Source organism: Candidatus Seongchinamella marina (assembly GCF_026262685.1).
Taxonomy (GTDB): Bacteria; Pseudomonadota; Gammaproteobacteria; order Pseudomonadales; family Halieaceae; genus Halioglobus; species Halioglobus marinus.
Genome location: NZ_SHNP01000005.1, coordinates 287,538 through 304,682 on the forward strand (window position 1 = coordinate 287,538; position 17,145 = coordinate 304,682).

The 17,145-nt window shown below is 54.6% G+C and carries 17 protein-coding genes; 8 read left to right on the plus strand and 9 right to left on the minus strand.

Translation table 11 applies throughout. The features are described 5' to 3' along the window. The first annotated feature begins 20 nt into the window (after window positions 1–20). Together cgtA and proB are read left to right on the plus strand one after the other, a co-directional pair. Window positions 21–1,217, plus strand: a complete 1,197-nt coding sequence (gene cgtA / locus EYC87_RS15090; RefSeq protein WP_279253581.1) for an Obg family GTPase CgtA — start codon at window positions 21–23, stop codon at window positions 1,215–1,217. Window position 1,218: 1 nt separating this feature from the next. After that, window positions 1,219–2,340 (plus strand): glutamate 5-kinase, encoded by a 1,122-nt coding sequence (proB, locus tag EYC87_RS15095; protein ID WP_279253582.1) that lies wholly within the window; start codon window positions 1,219–1,221, stop codon window positions 2,338–2,340. A gap of 50 nt (window positions 2,341–2,390) precedes the next feature. Here the strand turns inward: proB and EYC87_RS15100 are convergent, their stop codons facing one another. Then, complete coding sequence (locus EYC87_RS15100) at window positions 2,391–3,932, minus strand: aldehyde dehydrogenase family protein (RefSeq protein WP_279253583.1); 1,542 nt, start codon at window positions 3,930–3,932, stop codon at window positions 2,391–2,393. A gap of 179 nt (window positions 3,933–4,111) precedes the next feature. Between EYC87_RS15100 and EYC87_RS15105 the strand changes: the two genes are divergently transcribed. Both EYC87_RS15105 and EYC87_RS15110 read left to right on the plus strand, forming a co-directional pair. Then, the gene (locus EYC87_RS15105; protein WP_279253584.1) at window positions 4,112–4,966 is read left to right on the plus strand and encodes a ZIP family metal transporter; all 855 of its coding nucleotides are present in this window, start codon (window positions 4,112–4,114) and stop codon (window positions 4,964–4,966) included. Window positions 4,967–4,977: 11 nt separating this feature from the next. After that, a complete protein-coding gene (locus tag EYC87_RS15110) occupies window positions 4,978–5,433 on the plus strand; it encodes a methyltransferase family protein (protein WP_279253585.1) in 456 nt (151 codons plus the stop codon). On the opposite strand, the gene EYC87_RS15115 is transcribed toward EYC87_RS15110, so the two are convergent. Together EYC87_RS15115 and hemH are read right to left on the minus strand one after the other, a co-directional pair. Next, window positions 5,430–5,780, minus strand: coding sequence for a rhodanese-like domain-containing protein (locus EYC87_RS15115; protein WP_279253586.1), 351 nt, complete (start codon window positions 5,778–5,780; stop codon window positions 5,430–5,432). The genes EYC87_RS15110 and EYC87_RS15115 overlap by 4 nt on opposite strands. A 9-nt stretch (window positions 5,781–5,789) precedes the next feature. Next, the gene (gene hemH / locus EYC87_RS15120; RefSeq protein WP_279253587.1) at window positions 5,790–6,824 is read right to left on the minus strand and encodes a ferrochelatase; all 1,035 of its coding nucleotides are present in this window, start codon (window positions 6,822–6,824) and stop codon (window positions 5,790–5,792) included. Between the two features lie 404 nt (window positions 6,825–7,228). On the opposite strand from hemH, the gene EYC87_RS15125 reads away from it, so the two are divergent. From EYC87_RS15125 to EYC87_RS15135, 3 genes are read left to right on the plus strand one after another with little or no spacing between them, the layout of a single operon-like run. Beyond that, window positions 7,229–7,861: a glutathione S-transferase family protein gene (locus tag EYC87_RS15125; RefSeq protein WP_007230706.1), complete on the plus strand. Its 633-nt coding sequence runs from the start codon at window positions 7,229–7,231 to the stop codon at window positions 7,859–7,861. A 40-nt stretch (window positions 7,862–7,901) separates the two neighbouring features. Then, window positions 7,902–9,314, plus strand: a complete 1,413-nt coding sequence (locus tag EYC87_RS15130; protein ID WP_279253588.1) for an ABC1 kinase family protein — start codon at window positions 7,902–7,904, stop codon at window positions 9,312–9,314. Continuing rightward, window positions 9,301–10,626 carry an ABC1 kinase family protein gene (locus EYC87_RS15135; RefSeq protein ID WP_279253589.1) on the plus strand — a complete coding sequence of 442 codons (1,326 nt, stop codon included), beginning with the start codon at window positions 9,301–9,303 and terminating at the stop codon, window positions 10,624–10,626. Before EYC87_RS15130 ends, EYC87_RS15135 begins: the two co-directional genes overlap by 14 nt. 8 nt (window positions 10,627–10,634) lie before the next feature. Here EYC87_RS15135 and EYC87_RS15140 read toward each other — a convergent pair whose 3' ends face one another. Next, on the minus strand, window positions 10,635–12,053 hold the full coding sequence (locus EYC87_RS15140; protein WP_279253590.1) for a WS/DGAT/MGAT family O-acyltransferase: 1,419 nt from the start codon (window positions 12,051–12,053) through the stop codon (window positions 10,635–10,637). 274 nt (window positions 12,054–12,327) lie between these two features. On the opposite strand from EYC87_RS15140, the gene EYC87_RS15145 reads away from it, so the two are divergent. Beyond that, window positions 12,328–13,194 carry a glucosamine kinase nucleotide-binding domain-containing protein gene (locus tag EYC87_RS15145; RefSeq protein ID WP_279253591.1) on the plus strand — a complete coding sequence of 289 codons (867 nt, stop codon included), beginning with the start codon at window positions 12,328–12,330 and terminating at the stop codon, window positions 13,192–13,194. Here EYC87_RS15145 and nagB read toward each other — a convergent pair. From nagB to EYC87_RS15170, 5 genes are all read right to left on the minus strand, one after another. Then, window positions 13,182–13,988 carry a glucosamine-6-phosphate deaminase gene (nagB, locus tag EYC87_RS15150; protein ID WP_279253592.1) on the minus strand — a complete coding sequence of 269 codons (807 nt, stop codon included), beginning with the start codon at window positions 13,986–13,988 and terminating at the stop codon, window positions 13,182–13,184. The genes EYC87_RS15145 and nagB overlap by 13 nt on opposite strands. A gap of 18 nt (window positions 13,989–14,006) precedes the next feature. Then, the gene (gene nagA / locus EYC87_RS15155; RefSeq protein WP_279253593.1) at window positions 14,007–15,164 is read right to left on the minus strand and encodes an N-acetylglucosamine-6-phosphate deacetylase; all 1,158 of its coding nucleotides are present in this window, start codon (window positions 15,162–15,164) and stop codon (window positions 14,007–14,009) included. Continuing rightward, window positions 15,146–16,180, minus strand: coding sequence for a LacI family DNA-binding transcriptional regulator (locus tag EYC87_RS15160; protein ID WP_279253594.1), 1,035 nt, complete (start codon window positions 16,178–16,180; stop codon window positions 15,146–15,148). Before EYC87_RS15160 ends, nagA begins: the two co-directional genes overlap by 19 nt. A gap of 75 nt (window positions 16,181–16,255) precedes the next feature. Further along, the gene (locus tag EYC87_RS15165; RefSeq protein WP_279253595.1) at window positions 16,256–16,453 is read right to left on the minus strand and encodes a hypothetical protein; all 198 of its coding nucleotides are present in this window, start codon (window positions 16,451–16,453) and stop codon (window positions 16,256–16,258) included. A 64-nt stretch (window positions 16,454–16,517) separates the two neighbouring features. Then, window positions 16,518–16,841 (minus strand): MFS transporter, encoded by a 324-nt coding sequence (locus EYC87_RS15170; protein WP_279253596.1) that lies wholly within the window; start codon window positions 16,839–16,841, stop codon window positions 16,518–16,520. Between the last annotated feature and the right edge of the window lie 304 nt (window positions 16,842–17,145).

Sequence of the window (17,145 nt, forward strand, 5' to 3'; positions counted from 1 at the left end):
CAGTCCGAAGGCAGATAAAGATGAAGTTCGTAGACGAAGCAAGCATCACCGTGTACGCGGGTAAGGGAGGCAACGGCGCTCTCAGTTTCCGGCGGGAAAAGTATGTTGCAAGAGGCGGTCCCGATGGCGGCGATGGCGGTGATGGCGGCAGTGTTTTTCTTGAGGGTGACGTCAATCTCAATACCATGGTTGATTATCGGTTTGTGCGCAGTTATCGCGCCGATATCGGCGAAGGCGGCAGCGGCAAAAACTGCACCGGCAGAAGCGGTGAGGACCTCATCCTGAAGGTGCCTATAGGCACAACTGTACTGGACGAGGATACCGGCGAGATTCTCGGAGATATTCAAGCTAGCGGGCAGCAACTTAAAGTTGCTCAAGGCGGTTTTCATGGCCTTGGAAATACCCGTTTTAAATCCAGTACCAACAGGGCCCCCCGGCAAATCACGCCTGGCTCGGAGGGTGAAGTCCGTTCGCTCAAGCTTGAACTGAAGGTTCTGGCAGACGTTGGGCTTCTGGGTTTGCCTAACGCCGGGAAGTCTACCTTGATCAGGGCAGTGTCTTCTGCCAAGCCGAAGGTAGCAGATTATCCATTTACTACTCTGGTGCCGAACCTGGGTGTAGTTAAGGTTGAAGCGCATCGCAGTTTCGTCATCGCTGATATCCCCGGTTTGATTGAAGGAGCGTCGGAAGGTGCGGGTCTGGGTATTCGCTTCCTAAAGCACCTCACCCGCAATCGGATACTGTTACACATTGTCGATATGGCGCCCTTTGACGGAACTGAACCGGCGGACTCGGCCGTCGCAATCGCGGGTGAACTGGGACGCTTTAGCGCCACCCTTGCAGAGCGCGAGCGCTGGCTGGTGCTCAACAAAACTGATCTTATAGACGCAGATATTTTCGCTGAACGCAAGACTGCCGTGCTGGCGGCTCTGGACTGGCAAGGGCCGGTCTATGAAGTCTCTGCGATCAAGGGTGAGGGCACGGATGCGTTGTGCGGTGACCTGATGAATTATCTGGAGGAGTTGCGAGAGCAAGAGAAAGCCGACCCGGAACTGGCCAATGCAGATGCCGAACTGCAGCAACGCATGCAGGAAGAGGCCAGGGAGCGGATTGCCGAATTGCGTTCCCAGCACAAACGCCGTGCTGATCAAGAGGCTGAGGACGACGATGACTGGGATGATGATGAATACGATGTCGACGTAGAGTATGTGCCCTGACATGGCTGAGCGAAGCGAAATAGCTGCCAGTCGTCGCTGGGTCGTTAAGGTTGGCAGTGCAATGCTGACCGACGACGGGCGTGGCCTGAACGAAGCGATTATTAACGATCTGGTGAACCAATTATCACGGTTGCGTGAAGCGGGCTGTGAGGTGGTGCTGGTCTCCAGTGGAGCAGTGGCTGCGGGTATTGTGCGTCTCGGGATGAATGCGAGACCTCATCTGCTACACGAGTTGCAAGCTGCAGCTGCCGTCGGACAGTCGGTTCTGGTGCAGAGCTATGAGAATGCTTTCAAGGCACACGGCATCGTTTCTGCGCAGGTTCTTTTGGGGCACGATGATGTCATCGCTCGGGATCGGTATTTGAACGCTCGCGGCACGCTCAATACTTTGTTGAAACTTGGCGTCGTTCCGGTGATCAATGAAAACGACACCGTGGTGACCGATGAAATTCGTTTCGGTGATAACGATACACTGGGTGCGCTGGTAGCGAACTTGATTGATGCCGATGCACTGCTCCTGCTGACCGACCAGCAAGGTCTGTATGAGGAGGATCCTCGGCAGAATCCTGCGGCGAAGTTGGTAGCAGCCGCTGATGTCAATCTGCCTGCGCTGGACGCCATGGCTGGAGAGGGCGGTACTTTGGGGCGCGGTGGTATGGTCACCAAGCTGCGCGCGGCCCGCCTGGCAGCACGCTCGGGGACCGAGACTATTATTGCCAATGGTCGAGAAGAAGATATCGTGGCGCTGGTAGCCGGTGGCGCCAATGTCGGCACTTGGTTGCGTACGGGCAAGGAGCCGCAGAATGCCCGTAAGCAGTGGCTTGCCAGTATGGTGCAAATTCAAGGCAGTGTAGATCTGGATCAGGGCGCTGTTCGAGTCTTGCGGGAATCGGGGCGCAGTCTGCTGCCCGTAGGTGTGAGCGGGGTGCATGGCGCCTTTTCTCGCGGCGACATGGTCGCCTGCCGGGATAGCGATGGGCGGGAAGTTGCTCGCGGCCTGGTCAACTATTCCGCTGATGAAACCCGTCGTATTATGGGTTCAGCCTCAACGGAAATTGAACAGACGCTGGGCTACGCCGGAGACGTAGAATTAATACACCGGGATAACCTGGTGCTGTCCTAGCAACGTAAGCCTTGCAGCGCGGGCGCGGATCGCCTAAGCCGCCGGTCTGGTCAGCTCAGCCATTTTCCGATCGGGGTTTTTAGCCACAGGAAATCCATCAGCTTTTTCATTCCTTCTGCACTTTTGGCGCTGTACGGGTAACCGTTCTGCATTTTGCCGCCAAAACGATCGATCACAATGGGCATCTCATGGCAGTAGCCGCGAAGGCCTTTTTTGCCGTTAACCTGTCCCAGACCAGAATTCTTCTTTCCGCCAAAAGGTGCGGCAGGAATGCCGTAGCTCACTGCCATATCGTTGACTGAACAAGCGCCTGTGTCGATTGCTCGGGCGAGCTCATAGCCTTTGGTTTTATCCTCAGTCCAGACATTACCGTTGAGTCCGAATTCAGAATCATTGGCCAGGCGCAGTGCTTCTTCTTCCGATTCTACTTTCTGAATACACAAAATGGGTCCGAAGGTTTCCAGTATCATGATGTCCATGCTGTTTTCTACTTCGGTGATGACGGTCGGCTCATAATACAAGCCCTCCAGGTCCGGGTTGCGGCGCCCGCCCATTAAAATGTTAGCGCCTTTAGCTCTGGCGTCTCCGACATGGGCTTCGATAATAGCCATTTGGCGATCCCAAAAGACGGCGCCCACATCTTCATCCCAGCCGTGCTGTGGACCCTGGCGTAAGCCTTTTCCTTTCTCCAGTATCAGGCCCAGAAATTCGTCATAAATCTCTTTAACCACGTAAATGCGTTCGGTGCCGCAGCAGTAATGCCCGGTATTCATGCATGAGCCCACCCACGCGCCATCGGCAGCCCGGTCAAGGTCAGCGTCGGCACAGACAATCATGGCGTCGTTACCACCGAGTTCCAGTGTGCAGGGAATAAGTTGTTCTGCCGCTGCTACCGCCACCTTTTTGCCGGTCGCCACGCTGCCGGTAAAAGACACTTTATCGACACCACCGCTAACGATTGCCGCGCCAGTTTCTCCATCGCCCAGCAGCACCTGCAGTACACCTTCGGGCAGGCCGGCTTCGCAAAAAATATCTTCAGCTAATTTGGCAGAAAATGGCGTGACCTCGGAGCCCTTGGCGACCACAGTGTTTCCAGCCAGCACGGCCTGACAAGCCTGATTCATGACCAATACGAAAGGGCCGTTCCAGGGTGTGATTAAGCCGACCACACCCAGTGGTTTGTAAACGATGCGAACCTGTTTCATTAGGCCCAGTAAGCCGTGTGCCTTGCGCTTGCGTGGCGCCAAAAATTTGCCTGCATTCTTGGCGTAGTAACAGAGTTGGTCGGCGACGGAAAAAACTTCCATGCTCATCGCATCTGTTCGCGCCTTGCCGGTCTCCTTCACCACGGTATCGATGACTTCGTCCTGTCGCTGTAGCAGTATCTCCAGGGCGCGCTCGACGATAGCGGCGCGCTCTTTCATGCTAGTGGCGGCCCAGGCAGGTTGCGCCTGGCGAGCTTTGGCAATTGCCTCGGCAACATCCTCCTTATTGGCGCAGATTAGTTCACCGATAGGTTGCAGGGTCACTGGGCTGCGCAGTTGCAGATGACGGCGTGAATCGCTGGACTCGAGGGGCTCATAAAGTGACATGCTGGACTCCGTGTTATTGCTTGCAGTGGGCTTAAACTAATGGTCATTAGTCTTGGCGTCAATGACACTTATCGCCAGTGGGCACTGACCAAATCAATCATTGGACTCAGGCTTTGCTAGTCCTTGGTGTACTGAGTGTGAAATAATTGGCCGCTTTGCCATCGGGACACTACCTCGTCATGTCTGCGTCACCCACGCTTACCCTGTTAGCCTATTCAGTCGCTATAGCCTGCTTTTCACTGGTGGGAGGGCTGCTGCCTAACTGGGTACGTATGACTCATACCCGCACCCAGTTGGTGATGAGCCTGGTCTCTGGGTTGATGCTGGGCGTTGCTTTTTATCACTTGCTGCCCCACAGCATTGCTATCTCGGGGCAGGCGGGTGCAGTGGACAATAGTGTCTGGTGGTTGATGGTTGGTCTGATCACCATGTTGCTGTTGCTACGCATGTTCCACTTCCATCAGCACGACTTCAGTGGCTCGACGGACGAGCATCATGACCACGGTCATCATCACTCCCATGACCATCAATCGGCCGCTCACAGCCTGAGTTGGGTGGGTATTGCAATGGGTTTGGCCTTACACACCCTGATTGACGGCGTAGCCCTTGGGGCGGTGATGCTGGGCGAGAGTGCTGAGGGCAGTACCGCAGCGCTGGCCGGTTTTGGTGTTTTCCTGGCTATATTGCTGCATAAGCCGTTGGATGCCATGTCTATTACCACGGTTATGGAGGCAGGGGGATGGGACAGGGGAGCTAGGGCGACTACCAATCTTTTGTTTGCCTTCATGTGTCCGCTGGGTGCCTTACTGTTTTTCTTTGGCGTGGATCTTGTCGGTTCCGCTCGTGACGCTATTGTCGGCGGAGCTCTGGCATTTTCAGCCGGCGCGTTTATTTGCATTGCTTTATCCGACCTTTTACCAGAGGTGCACTTTCACAGCCACGACAGGGGGAAATTGACCCTGGCGTTTCTGCTGGGTATTGTCATTGCCTATGGCATCGGCGCTCTGGAGCCCGCTGCAATCCACCACGGTTAGGGACATATCTAATGGCCAGCGTTAAGCGTGTAATCTATCCACCCATGTGGTTGGCGTTCGGTATCGTCACCCAATTTGTTTGCAACGAGTATCTGCCCGGCGCGAGATTCACCAGCACGGCCGGACAAGTGGCGGGAAGTGTGATTTTACTGGCTGGACTGGCAATGCTGGTGGTCGCGGGCGGTTTGTTCAAGCAGGCCGACACCGACTTGATACCTTTCAAGGATGTGCGTGCCCTGGTGACCTCGGGCGTCTATCGATTCACCCGCAACCCGATGTATCTCGGGATGGCGCTGGTGCTGCTAGGCTGCGCAGTTGTCGTTGGAGCTGCCACTGCATTTCTGGTGCCAGTAGTGTTTGCGGTGATTATTCAGTTCCGCTTTATTCTCCCCGAAGAGCAGATGCTGATAGCGCTATTTCCTGAGGAGTTTCCCGCATACTGTCGGCGAGTTCGGCGCTGGATTTAAGGCTGCTCTTCAACTGGGGCGAAAAACGCTTGTGCATCGCTCATGCCTCCCAAATTGATGACCTTGGTGTAGCCGCGGTATTCTAACCTCTCGCGGGCGACCTCAGCGCGCCTGCCACTCCCGCAATAAAGATAAACTGGTGTGTCCTTTGATGCCGACAATTTCAGGACGCCCGCTTCGATCGTGTCGTAGGGAATTAACAACGCGCCTTGTATATGTCCTTCCTCGTACTCTGCGGGTGAACGGGTATCGATTAGCAAGACGTTGTTTTGCGCCTGCGCCCAGGTGCTAGCGATGAAAAGTGTCCCAAACCAGAAGCTGAGTGAATAGATACGGCTTTTAAACATGTACGAACCTCAACTGGCTCTTTCCAGCCAGCCCCGGAGGTTTTCAACGGCAAGTTGGGTCAGTGCTTCAATGTGCCCTTGTTCGTCGTTCAAACAGGGGATGTAGTGAAAGCTTTCACCACCGGCTTCGATAAAGTAGTCGCGGTTTTCAATTCCGATCTCTTCTATGGTTTCCAGGCAATCAGCGCTGAAACCCGGGCAGATGACCTGAACGGACTTGGTCCCGTTGCCGGCCAACTCCTTCAGGGTGGCATCTGTATAGGGTTTTAACCATTCTTCACGGCCAAATCGTGACTGAAAGCAGCTCAGGTACTCATCGTCTGCTAATCCCAGTATTTCAGCGACCAGTCTTGTCGTTTTGAGGCACTGGCAATGGTAGGGATCTCCCTGCTCCAGATAGCGCATGGGTTCACCGTGGTACGAAAATACAAGCTTTTCGGCTTCACCGTGTTCCGCCCTGTAAGTCTGTATGCTCGCCGCCAGCGCCGCAATATAACCGGGATGGTCACAGTACTGACTAATGAAACGAAGCTGCGGTAGCCAGCGCCTGTGCTTAAAGTCTGCTGCTATGGCGTCGAAGGTAGAGCCAGTGGTGGGTCCGGAATACTGCGGGTAGAGGGGCAGTACCAAGAGTTTGCGAACGCCGCGCTCCAACATCGACTGCAGCACGCTATCAATAGAAGGCGAGCCATAACGCATCGCAAAATCGACAACAATGTCCTCGCCGTAAAGCCCTTCCAGCGAATGCTTGAGTTTTGTCGCCTGCGCTTGGGTGTGCACCATCAGGGGTGAACCTTGTTCAGTCCAGACGCTAGCGTACGCCTTGGCAGAGCGGGCCGGTCGCAGGTTGAGGATGATGCCGTTGAGGATAAACCACCAGATCAGTCGCGGAACTTCCACTACCCTGGGGTCTGCAAGAAACTGTTTTAGATAGGTGCGCAGGGCTGCCCTCGTTGGCGCTTGGGGAGTCCCGAGGTTGGTAACCAGTACGCCCACCCGAGCAGGCTGGTCGTGGTCAAAGTTTTCGCTGCCGATATATTTCATGGTCCGCCAATATACGGAGATATACGCAACGAACCAAGCGTTGGATGGGATTTTTGCGAGATAGCAGAAACTCTTTACGGCGCGGCCCTACGATTAGTTTCGATATTGAGATAGGGTTGTTTATCGCCAAAACCTGAGCATTGCGCCCTGCTTGAGTCTGAGTGCACAGTTTGAGCTGCCTGCTTAACTAGCCCTGCATTTGGTAAGTTTTTATTGTGTGCAGGAGTACCGATTAACTAGCAGCGATCTGGTTGTTTTGATGGGGCTTGTTCGTCATTGCGGCTTCCAGCGCACAAATATAGCCCAGTAGCATGAAAATATTGACTAGTCACACTGTACTCACAGTGAAGCACTCCGGTAGTATCCGCTCCCCTTAATTTTGTTTTTTTGAGCGGAGACTTTAAATGAAGCTTTGGCACTGCGCTGGGTCGCGTTCGCTGCGGCCACTCTGGGCACTGGAAGAAATGGGGCTGGATTACGATCTTGAAATCCTGCCGTTTCCGCCACGGGTATTTAAGCGAGATTACCTCGACGTGAACTCATTGGGCACCGTACCGTATTTTGTGGATGGTGACGTGCACATGACTGAGTCCTCGGCCATCTGCCAGTATCTCGTGGACCGGTATCAACAGCATGATTTTGGTCTGCAACCAGACCATCCTGAATACGGTGCATATCTCAACTGGCTGCACCACGCTGACGCTACCCTTACTTTTCCGCAAACCATCTCCATGCGTTATTACTACCTCGAGCCAACGCCTGAAAAACAGGCGGTAGCTGATGATTACGCCAAGTGGTTTATTGCACGTTTGCGGCGCCTCAATGCACACCTTGAAAATCATGAGTATTTGGTAGACAACCGATTTACTGTTGCGGATATCGCCATTTGTTATGCACTGATATTTGCCAAAGCTCTGAAGTTGGATGATCGCATCAAGCCGCAAACACTGGCATATATGGAGCGACTTATCGAGCGGCCTGGTTATGTCCGAGCTCATGAGTTGGGTGAAGCTCATCAAATGCCTGAGCAGGGTTGAGCTTGCGCTGACTCTGGGTCGACAGTTGTAGAGGTAATTCGTGGCCAAGACGACAAAAACATTGTTTCCCACCAAGGCCCTGGGTAGGGGTCTCTCCGTTTCCATGGCGGGCTTGCGAGCTGGTGGTGCCCTGGCGGTGGATTCTGCCGTTTCACGAGTGATGGGGCGCACCGATGAGGACCCGCAGTCCGAATTTGCCCGACGCGAGGCGCAGCGCTTTACTGCTGAGCTTGGCAGGTTGAAAGGAACCTATGTCAAAATTGGCCAGATGCTGGCTTTGTTTGGCGAGCATTTTCTTCCACCTGTGTTAGTGGACGCGCTACGCGATCTGTCAGACCAGACCGAGCCCCTGCATTGGGATGCGCTGGAATCTTTTGTGCGCGACTCACTGGGGGAACGTTTTCGCGAGTTGGAAATTGAGCCGGAGGCAATAGCGGCGGCCTCACTTGCCCAGGTGCATCTGGCCAAAGTTCGGACCACTGGCGAATGGATTTGCATCAAAGTGCAGTACCCTGGCCTGGCGGACATGATCGACAGTGACTTCGATGCTGTTGTGAAGATGCTGGTATTGGCCCGCTGGGTGAAATCTGGACGCGACCTGGATAACTGGATGCAATCCCTGCGGTCGCATCTGCACAACGAAATCGACTACCAGCGCGAAGCGCGACTGACCGAAGAAATGGCAGGCCTTGTGTCTAGCCTAAATTCCAAAGGCGTTCACTACCATGTGCCCGACCTGCACCGTGACTACTGTTCTGTGAATGTGCTGGCTATGGAGTATATCGACGGTTGCTCAGTGCTTGACCCGAATGTGACCGGCTTGTCCCAGCAACGTCGAAATGCGCTGGCCAAGGCAATGCTGGAGCTGTTTTTCCGTGAGCTCTATGACTGGGGTTTGATGCAGACTGACCCCAATTTTGGCAATTACCTTTTGCGACTTGATGACCGACGAAAGAAGGAGGCCGAGGACGATCTCACACTGCTGGACTTCGGTTCTGTAATGGAGTGCACCGATGACTTTCTTTACTACCTGCGAGAAACTATCGCTGCCAGTCAGCAGCAGGATGTGTCACGCATTGTTGACGGCCTGATGGGGCTTGGTTGCCTGCAACCCGATGCCAGCGACGAGGCTAAGCAGTTATTTGCCGACTTTTGCGTGCATCTGTTGGAGCCTCTTCGCCCCGCCCATTTACTGCCTCAAGAGTACCTCAACGAGGATGGCCAGTATTGTTGGGGGCGGTCGCGGTTGATGAAACGTGCGGGTAAACAGGCCGCCGTTTCAGCTGCCAGCCGACACTTCACTCCGCCATCTCGTGATTTTGCACTGATCGCTCGCAAGCTAACCGGCGTATTTAACTTCATCGCGGCGCTGGATGCGCAGTTCAATGCCTGCGAGATGATAGATGCCCACGTAGCAGCATGGCAGGAGCGGGAAAAAATTGGCAAAGCGTGACAACTCGAATGACGACCACAAGGCGATACCAACTTCTCGGGTAGGACGTTTTGCCCGGGTGGCTCGCATGGCGGGAGGCGTGGCAGGGGGTATGCTGGCCGAGGGTACCCGGCAACTTCGTGCCGGCAAGCGACCCAAAGCCCGGGACATGTTGCTCACCCCGGCCAATGCCCGCCGTGTGGCCGATCAGCTGGCGACCATGCGAGGGGCGGCGATGAAAGTCGGGCAAATCCTGTCCATGGATACCGGCGATTTTTTGCCCCGTGAACTGGCTGATATTCTCGCGCGCCTAAGATCTGACGCTCGTTATATGCCCCCTGGTCAATTGGACCAGGTCATGTCGGAAGCCTATGGCGATAACTGGGAAAGCCAATTCTATGGCTTCGAGCACAAGCCCCTGGCAGCCGCTTCCATTGGTCAGGTTCATCGGACACTCTCTCCCGATGGCAGGGAGATTGTGCTCAAGGTGCAGTACCCTGGCGTTGCGGGCAGTATTGATGCCGATGTGGACAATATAGCCTCGCTACTTAAAATTTCTGGTTTGCTGCCTTCGGAGTTTGATATCGCGCCATTGCTGGATGATGCCAAAGCGCAATTGCAGGATGAAGCTGACTACAACAAAGAGGCCGAGTTTCTCGCGGCTTTTGGCGACCTACTCGCGGGTGATGAACGGTTTTTAGTGCCGGAGGTCCTGCCGGAACTGACGTGCAAAACTGTTCTGGCTATGACTTACGTCAACGGGCAGCCTATCGAGTCCATAGGAGCTCTGCCGCAGGTGGAACGCGATGCGGTAATGACGGCGTTAATCGAACTGATGTTCAGAGAGTTGTTCGAGCTGCGGATGGTTCAAACCGACCCTAACTTTGCCAATTACCAGTACGACCGCTCCAGTGGCAAGATCGTATTACTGGATTTCGGTGCCACTCGTCGCTTCAAAGCCAGTTTTGTTAACGGTTATCGAAGTCTGGCCAAGGCCGCGATCGCGGGGAACCGAAAGCGACTGATAGCGGCGGCTGAACGCGTTGGCTATGCGATGGGGGATGAGGACAGCGAATACCGGGAACTGGTGCTGGAGCTGTTTCTAATGGCCCTTGAGCCTTTGCAGCAGGATGAGTTATACGATTTCGCGGCTTCGGATATGTCCAGACGGATGTCGGAGCGCGCAGAGGAAGTCACTGCTTTTAGAGACTTCTGGCAGGCTCCCCCCACTGACGCAGTTTACTTTCACCGCAAGCTGGGTGGAATGTTCCTGTTGGCCACTCGGTTGAAGGCAAGAGTGAATGTACATCAACTGATTTCCAAATTTCTCTAGAGCGAGCCTCAGCCGACGGTTGCGGCATAAAGCTCGTCAAACGACTGTTGCAGGCACTCGGCATAGAAGCCCGGGTCGGGCATCATGTCACGACAGGCGGTGAAAGAAAGCGTGACTGTACCTTTTTTGTCTTGCACGGAACTGTAAACAATCTGGAATAGTCCCACGTTGGGCAACAGTGGGCCCAGACTTATGGAATCAATTAGCTTGGCGCCGCACATGTAGAGTTGGAAGGGCGCGCCGGGTACGTTGGTGACGATGGTGTTGGACATCACGCTCGCTTCAGCGAGTCCTGTTGCAGAGGCAGTGCGCACCGCCAGTGACAATACATTGCCCGGAAGCACATCGGTAAGGTCCACTGCGAACCGGGGGCCGAGAGCTTCGGCATAGGCTTTTGCTGATTTTGATTCTTCGTGTATCGCGGCCAGGCGTTCAGCGGGGTCCTCAATATCCGAGCGCAAACCCAAATTCATGAAGCCGACCATATTGCCACCCGCTGCCCGCTCCTCTGGCGAGCGAACGTCAACGGGGCAACCGGTGACCAGGGTTTCGTCGGGCAACTCGTCCTTGTCTTTGAGGTATTTGCGCATGCCGCCCGACACAATGGCGAGCATAGCGTCATTGATGGTTGCGCCCGGACATGAGTTCTTGATGGCGCGTATTGCCTCAAAGTCGAACTTGCGTGCCCCGACCACCCGGTGGCGAGAAATCTTACCCTGGAAGCGAGTCGATTGCTTACCCTCCAGGAATTTTACATCACCGATTTTGCGGGCTTCCCTGATTCGCAGGAATGCAGGTATAGAGTCTTTGATAAACCCCAGGGCCTGGCCGGGCTTGCGCCAGGCATCCAGGTAGGCTCTGCCAAGCATGCGGGTTCTGGAAGGGCGCTCAACCATCCAGGGAGGTGGTTCACCCGGGTCACTGGTCTCTGGCGTCATATCGTGCACGATGTTCATGAACTGGGTACCGGTGGCTCCGTCCATTGCGCAGTGATGAACCTTCAGTAACAGGGCAAAACAGCCATTCGGATAACCCTCCACGTTATTCAGGCCTTCGATGACGTACATTTCCCACATTGGCTTGTCGCGGCGCAGTGGTTGCGAGTGTATGCGTGCCGCCAGAATACACAGTTGGCGCCAGTCGCCGGGTTTGGGCAGGGCGATGTGGCGCACGTGATACTCTATATCAAAATCAGGGTCTTCGACCCAGTAGGGGCGGCCGAGATTGCCTGGCACGAAAGCCAGCTTGCGCCGGAAAATGGGCGAGAGATGCTGCCTGCGCTCCAGCATAGAGAGGATTTGTTTGAACCGGACCTCGCCGTCAGGGGCTGTCGACTGGTCGTAGATACTCACTCCACCGATGTGTTGGGGGAGCCCGTCTATTTCTGAGTGCAGGAACATAGCGTCCTGTCCGGAAAGTTGTTGCATGATTGAAGTCCGGGTTTTGTCTTAATTTCGCGAGATTACTCGAATCACGGGCTGGGTCAATCAACTTTTTTAATGAAGTCAATTGCTTATCGCCAGGTGACTAGGCAGGAATACCGAACGTAACAGGGTCGTGTCGAAAGAGTAATACAAAATCTTTGACAACCTTGTCCCAGGGTCACAGGGTGTATGGCGACAACGTTGTCATAGTTGCTCGAAAAATGCAACGTTGACGTAAAAATGCAGAGCCGAATGATGACCGAAGAGACAGAAAAAAATGTCGGGACCCATGTTCCTAGGTATCGATGGTGGCGGCAGTAAGTGCAAAGCACGATTGGCCAATGGCAACGGTAAACTTCTTGGCGAAGGTGTTGCTGGCCCTGCAAATGTGTTCCAGGACCAGCTGCAGGCTCCTCGCTCTATCGTGGAATCAGCCCAGCGAGCCTTGGCTTCAGCGCACCTGCCCGACACAGACATCAAAAAACTGGTGGTGGGCGCTGGTCTCGCTGGAGCGAATATTCCCAGAGTTGCCCGCGAGACAGAGGAGTGGGATCACCCGTTCGCAAAGTTCTATGTGGGAACGGATATTCACATCGCATGTCTCGCTGCCCATGGGGCTGCTGACGGCGCTGTTATCGTTGCCGGCACTGGTTCAGTGGGTTATAGCACTATCAATGAAATCAGCTATGGAGGCCATGGCTTTCCCTTTGGTGACAAGGGCAGTGGTGCGTGGCTTGGCCTCGAAGCGGTAAAAGCTGTGTTACAGGCTGATGATAGTCTCGCTCCCGAAACTGCGTTATCCCGGGCTTCGGAGTCGCAACTGGCTGCCTCTGGCCTGGGCATTGCTGACGCCATGGTTGGAGCTTCTTCTAGGGATTATGGAGCGCTGGCTCCGCTGGTGCTTGAGTGTGCCCAGCGTGGTGATCCCGTGGCATTGGAAATCGTGCGTGAGGGAGCGGCTTACCTCAGTGATATGGCCGAGAAACTTCTGGGGACGAGCGAGGGCGGGCTCTGTCTGTTAGGCGGGCTGGGCGAGAGGCTACAGGCCTGGATGCGCCCGGAGATTGTTGCGCGCGTTGTTCCTGCGCTAGGCCAGCCTGATGAGGGAGCGGTGCGTTTCGCAATCCAGTGCTATGACGGGTAGCGCCGCGATTTGAGTCGGGCTAACAGGGCCTGGTTCTGCTGCTCGATGTGTTTGAAAAAATCTGGATCGCTGAGTTCGCTGGCCGCTTCCTCATCGACGATGACGACAGTAGACGGGTGCATCTGCAAAGCCGATGCAGGACACCATGCTGATACCGGTCCTTCCACCATGTCCTTTATGGCTTTGGCTTTACTCTTGCCTGTGGCTAGCAGCATGACTAACTTCGCCTCCATAATTGTGCCTATACCCATGGTAATAGACAGTTGTGGCTGGAACTCGCCTGCGTCGAAGAACCGGGCGTTATCGTCGATAGTTTGCCGCGTAAGGGTTTTCACCCGGGTCCGCGATGCCAGGCAGGAGGTGGGTTCATTAAAGCCGATATGGCCGTTGCGACCTATACCCAGCAACTGAATGTCGATGCCGCCAGCCGCTGCAATGGCATTTTCATATTCGCTGCAGGCAGTCAGCGGATTGGCCGCATCACCCGGTGGAACCATGGTGTTCGCTGTGTCGATATCGATCTGGTTAAAGAACTCCCGGTCCATGAACGCTCTATAGCTCTGGGGGTGCTGCGGTGCCAGATCCATGTACTCGTCGAGATTGAAGCTGCGCACTTGGGAGAAAGAAATTTCTCCCCGCCGGGTACTGTTGATCAGTTCCCGGTAAAGGCTCAGTGGTGTCGAACCGGTTGCCAAGCCGAATACCGAGGCCGGCTGTTTTTGTAGCTGTTCGCGGAATATGTAAGCGCCATAGCGGGCGACAGCGGGCGAATCATCCTGTATTACAACCTTCATGGGTAGTTGTTTCTCTCTTCAGGCGCAGCGCTGGTGTTGCCCTGCAACCCAGGTGTCACTCACGCAGTACTTTTTATCAAAGGCAAGCATATCTGCACGATACCCCGGCTGCAGCCGTCCCAGTTGCTCATCCATGCCCAGGAAAGTGGCGGGATAAAGTGAAGCCATACGCAGGCATTCCCCCAGTGCTATCCCGGCCTCCTCGTGCGCGATGCGCACCGCATCAATAAGAGCTATAGCGCTGCCCGCCAACTTACCCTCGGCGTTGACCAGGCGGCCATTTTTTGCGCTGATTTGCTCGCCATAGATTTCGAAGTGTGCAGGTCCGCCGACCGTGGACATTGCATCGCTGACCAGTAGAAGTTTACCCGGGGCCTTGGTGCGATGTGCAAGCCGAATGCTGGTCGGATGAACGTGGTGTCCATCGGCGATGATTCCAGCCCAGGTCGAGTCGCTCTCAAGAGCGGCCCCAACCGTGCCCGGCGCACGCGCTTCTAGCGGGCTCATGGCGTTGAACAGATGTGTGAAGCCACGCAGGCCATCGTCAATCGAAGTCTGTATCTGCTCATAGGTGGCATTGGTATGTCCGGCACAAACTATTAAGCCAGCAGCGGCCAGTGCGTGTATCTGTCCGGGAGCGGCATGCTCGGGAGCGAGCGTCACAATAACCGGGAAGTCTTGCAAGCTGGTCAGCCAGGACAAGTCACTGTCAGAAATGGGACGAATCATTTCCGCCTTGTGGGTGCCGCGTCGTTGCGGCTCAAAATGAGGGCCCTCAATATGCAGTGCCAGCACACTCATTTCGCCAGCCTCCCGAGCCTGGGCGACGGCTGCCGCTGCGGCACGCTGGACCTTTGGGGTATCACTTATCACAGTGGGAGCGAGCCCGGTAGTGCCGAACTGGCGATGAGCTTGCACCATGCAAGCTACGCCCTCCGCAGAGGGATTGTTGTTCAGCATGACCCCTCCGCCTCCGTTGACCTGAATGTCGATCAATCCGGGGGCCAGGCTCAAGTCGCCCAGATTATTGTGGGGGATGTCTCTGGGAATGTCTGCCCGGGGGAGGAGTGCCTGAATGTTTCCGCCTTCTAGTAACAGGCCATAGTTGTCCAGCCAGATTTTTCCATCGAACACATGCCCCGCCGAAACAGCGCTGCTCATGTCGCGGCCGGGCATGTGGAGTCTCTAACCACTATCTCTGGTTGAAAGCCCATTCTGGCGGGGTCCTTGTCGGTGTTGCCCTGACGTGAAGAACGGATGCTTTCGATAAGAATTCTTGCAGCGTTGGCGGCAATTTCGCTATTGGGTTGATGTGCTGTGGTCAGCTTGGGCCAACTTTGGCGAGAGAATGGACTGTCCTCGAAGCCAGCAATAGAGAGCTGTTGCGGAACTGCTACCTGCTTTATACGTGCAGCAAACAGCGCACCGGAAGCGATCTCGTCATTGCATGCGAAGATCGCAGTGGGCGGCGGTTGTTGACCGAGAAGCGTTGAGGTTCTCTCGCTACCTGAGTTGAATGTATATTCCCCGGGTACGACTAAAGATGCCTGCGGCTTAATATCGGCATCCGTCAGTGCAGCGTGGTAGCCTCGCTGGCGATTTTCGCTGGATGTGTCGTGTTCGTGGCTGCCTGCCAGAAAGGCAATGTCCCTGTGCCCCAGGCACACCAGGTAACGGGTGATTTCGTAAGCCGCGCGGTAGTCATCAATTAAAATGCAGGGGCCAGGGCTATCGGATTCCATATCGCCCGAGAGAATCCGAACGTGACGTATGTCTCGGTCGTCCAGTGTCTCAATGAGTTCTTTTGACTCTGAAAATGGAGGTGTAAGAATCAGGCCGGCTATATGACCATTGCTAATCAGGCTGCGAAGCTCTTCCATATATGCACCATCGACAGAGTCGGCTGGGTGGATGAGAAGTTCAAAGCCCTGACGCTTGCACTCTTCGAGAATGCCATGTTGCATTTCTATCACATAGTCGCTGTTAGGATTGTCATAGATGAAGGCGAGAAAGCTGGGGGAGCCACGCAGTTGCCTGGCCGACAGGTTGGGCTGGTAGTTGAGCTCCTCGATTGCTGCCCACACTTTCGCTTGCAGCGCTTCACCCACTGATGGCTCTCGATTGATGACTCGAGATACAGTTTTGAAAGAGACGCCAGCGAGTTTTGCCACATCTTTAATAGTCGGTTTCATAGCGACCATCCTAACTGGATATCGAGTCATAGACAACGTTGTCATTGATTTCTCTCGTAAAAAAGATACCGCCCTTTAACAGGCGGCAGCTTGCGTCGAGGCTTGCAGGGCTTCCTCGGCTTTTTCCCGGCGAATACGAACCACCAGTGGAACCAAAACCAACCCCATTAATGGAGTGAAGATCGCCAGCAAGCCCAGTAGCGTTGCCTGCATGCCCTGTGTATCCAGGGCTATTCCAAGCAGTGGTCCGGTCACAATAAATGTGGATCGCACGCCAAGGCTCACCAGCGAATTGACGGTTGCGCGGAACTCGCCAGGTACTCTCTGGTTTAACGCCTCATAATCCCACACCCAGAATAAACTCGTAGATCAGGAAATCGACGAAGCTATCGGCCCATAAAAGGGAGAAGACCCCCAACGCGTTGCACGCACTGCCAACCAGAATAGCGTTACGTCGTCCCCATATGTCTGCGATGTAACCGGAGGGCACTTCACATAGTGCAATGGTGAGTGCGAAAAGTGCCTGGGTTTGCATTACCTGGCTCATGGAAAGTCCGTAGCCCTGCAAAAGAGGCACGAATACGGGCAACACTACTAAAAATCCGGTGAAGAATCCCAGCAGGTAAATTGCTCTGATGTTGTTTTCCAGTGACCTTTTCACGGTTCTATCCTTATTAGTAGAACCTTGAACCGGAAGTGCTTTTTGTTAGGAAATAAAAAAGGCCTCCGGAATCAGTGTTCTCGGAGGCCTTTATCTAAATCTTGATTATCTCAAGTGCTTCCTAAAATCACCTTGCGTGTCCATAGACATACAGCTGCGACGCTATACATAGCGTCACGCTTACTGATTGATGTCTGGTGCAGAGTGATCATGAGTCTTGCTCTCGAAAAAATGATGTCGCAATTTCTTAAATATGGGTCGCAACAAATGCTAAAAATACCCTTTGTGCCCGCAGGCGCCGAGC

What these genes read in the sequence shown, in the direction of transcription:
- cgtA (WP_279253581.1), top strand. Translation starts at nt 21, where the DNA reads ATGAAGTTCGTAGACGAAGCAAGCATCACCGTGTACGCGGGTAAGGGA.
- proB (WP_279253582.1), top strand. Translation starts at nt 1,219, where the DNA reads ATGGCTGAGCGAAGCGAAATAGCTGCCAGTCGTCGCTGGGTCGTTAAG.
- EYC87_RS15100 (WP_279253583.1), bottom strand. Translation starts at nt 3,932, where the DNA reads ATGTCACTTTATGAGCCCCTCGAGTCCAGCGATTCACGCCGTCATCTG.
- EYC87_RS15105 (WP_279253584.1), top strand. Translation starts at nt 4,112, where the DNA reads ATGTCTGCGTCACCCACGCTTACCCTGTTAGCCTATTCAGTCGCTATA.
- EYC87_RS15110 (WP_279253585.1), top strand. Translation starts at nt 4,978, where the DNA reads ATGGCCAGCGTTAAGCGTGTAATCTATCCACCCATGTGGTTGGCGTTC.
- EYC87_RS15115 (WP_279253586.1), bottom strand. Translation starts at nt 5,780, where the DNA reads ATGTTTAAAAGCCGTATCTATTCACTCAGCTTCTGGTTTGGGACACTT.
- hemH (WP_279253587.1), bottom strand. Translation starts at nt 6,824, where the DNA reads ATGAAATATATCGGCAGCGAAAACTTTGACCACGACCAGCCTGCTCGG.
- EYC87_RS15125 (WP_007230706.1), top strand. Translation starts at nt 7,229, where the DNA reads ATGAAGCTTTGGCACTGCGCTGGGTCGCGTTCGCTGCGGCCACTCTGG.
- EYC87_RS15140 (WP_279253590.1), bottom strand. Translation starts at nt 12,053, where the DNA reads ATGCAACAACTTTCCGGACAGGACGCTATGTTCCTGCACTCAGAAATA.
- EYC87_RS15145 (WP_279253591.1), top strand. Translation starts at nt 12,328, where the DNA reads ATGTCGGGACCCATGTTCCTAGGTATCGATGGTGGCGGCAGTAAGTGC.
- nagB (WP_279253592.1), bottom strand. Translation starts at nt 13,988, where the DNA reads ATGAAGGTTGTAATACAGGATGATTCGCCCGCTGTCGCCCGCTATGGC.
- nagA (WP_279253593.1), bottom strand. Translation starts at nt 15,164, where the DNA reads ATGCCCGGCCGCGACATGAGCAGCGCTGTTTCGGCGGGGCATGTGTTC.
- EYC87_RS15160 (WP_279253594.1), bottom strand. Translation starts at nt 16,180, where the DNA reads ATGAAACCGACTATTAAAGATGTGGCAAAACTCGCTGGCGTCTCTTTC.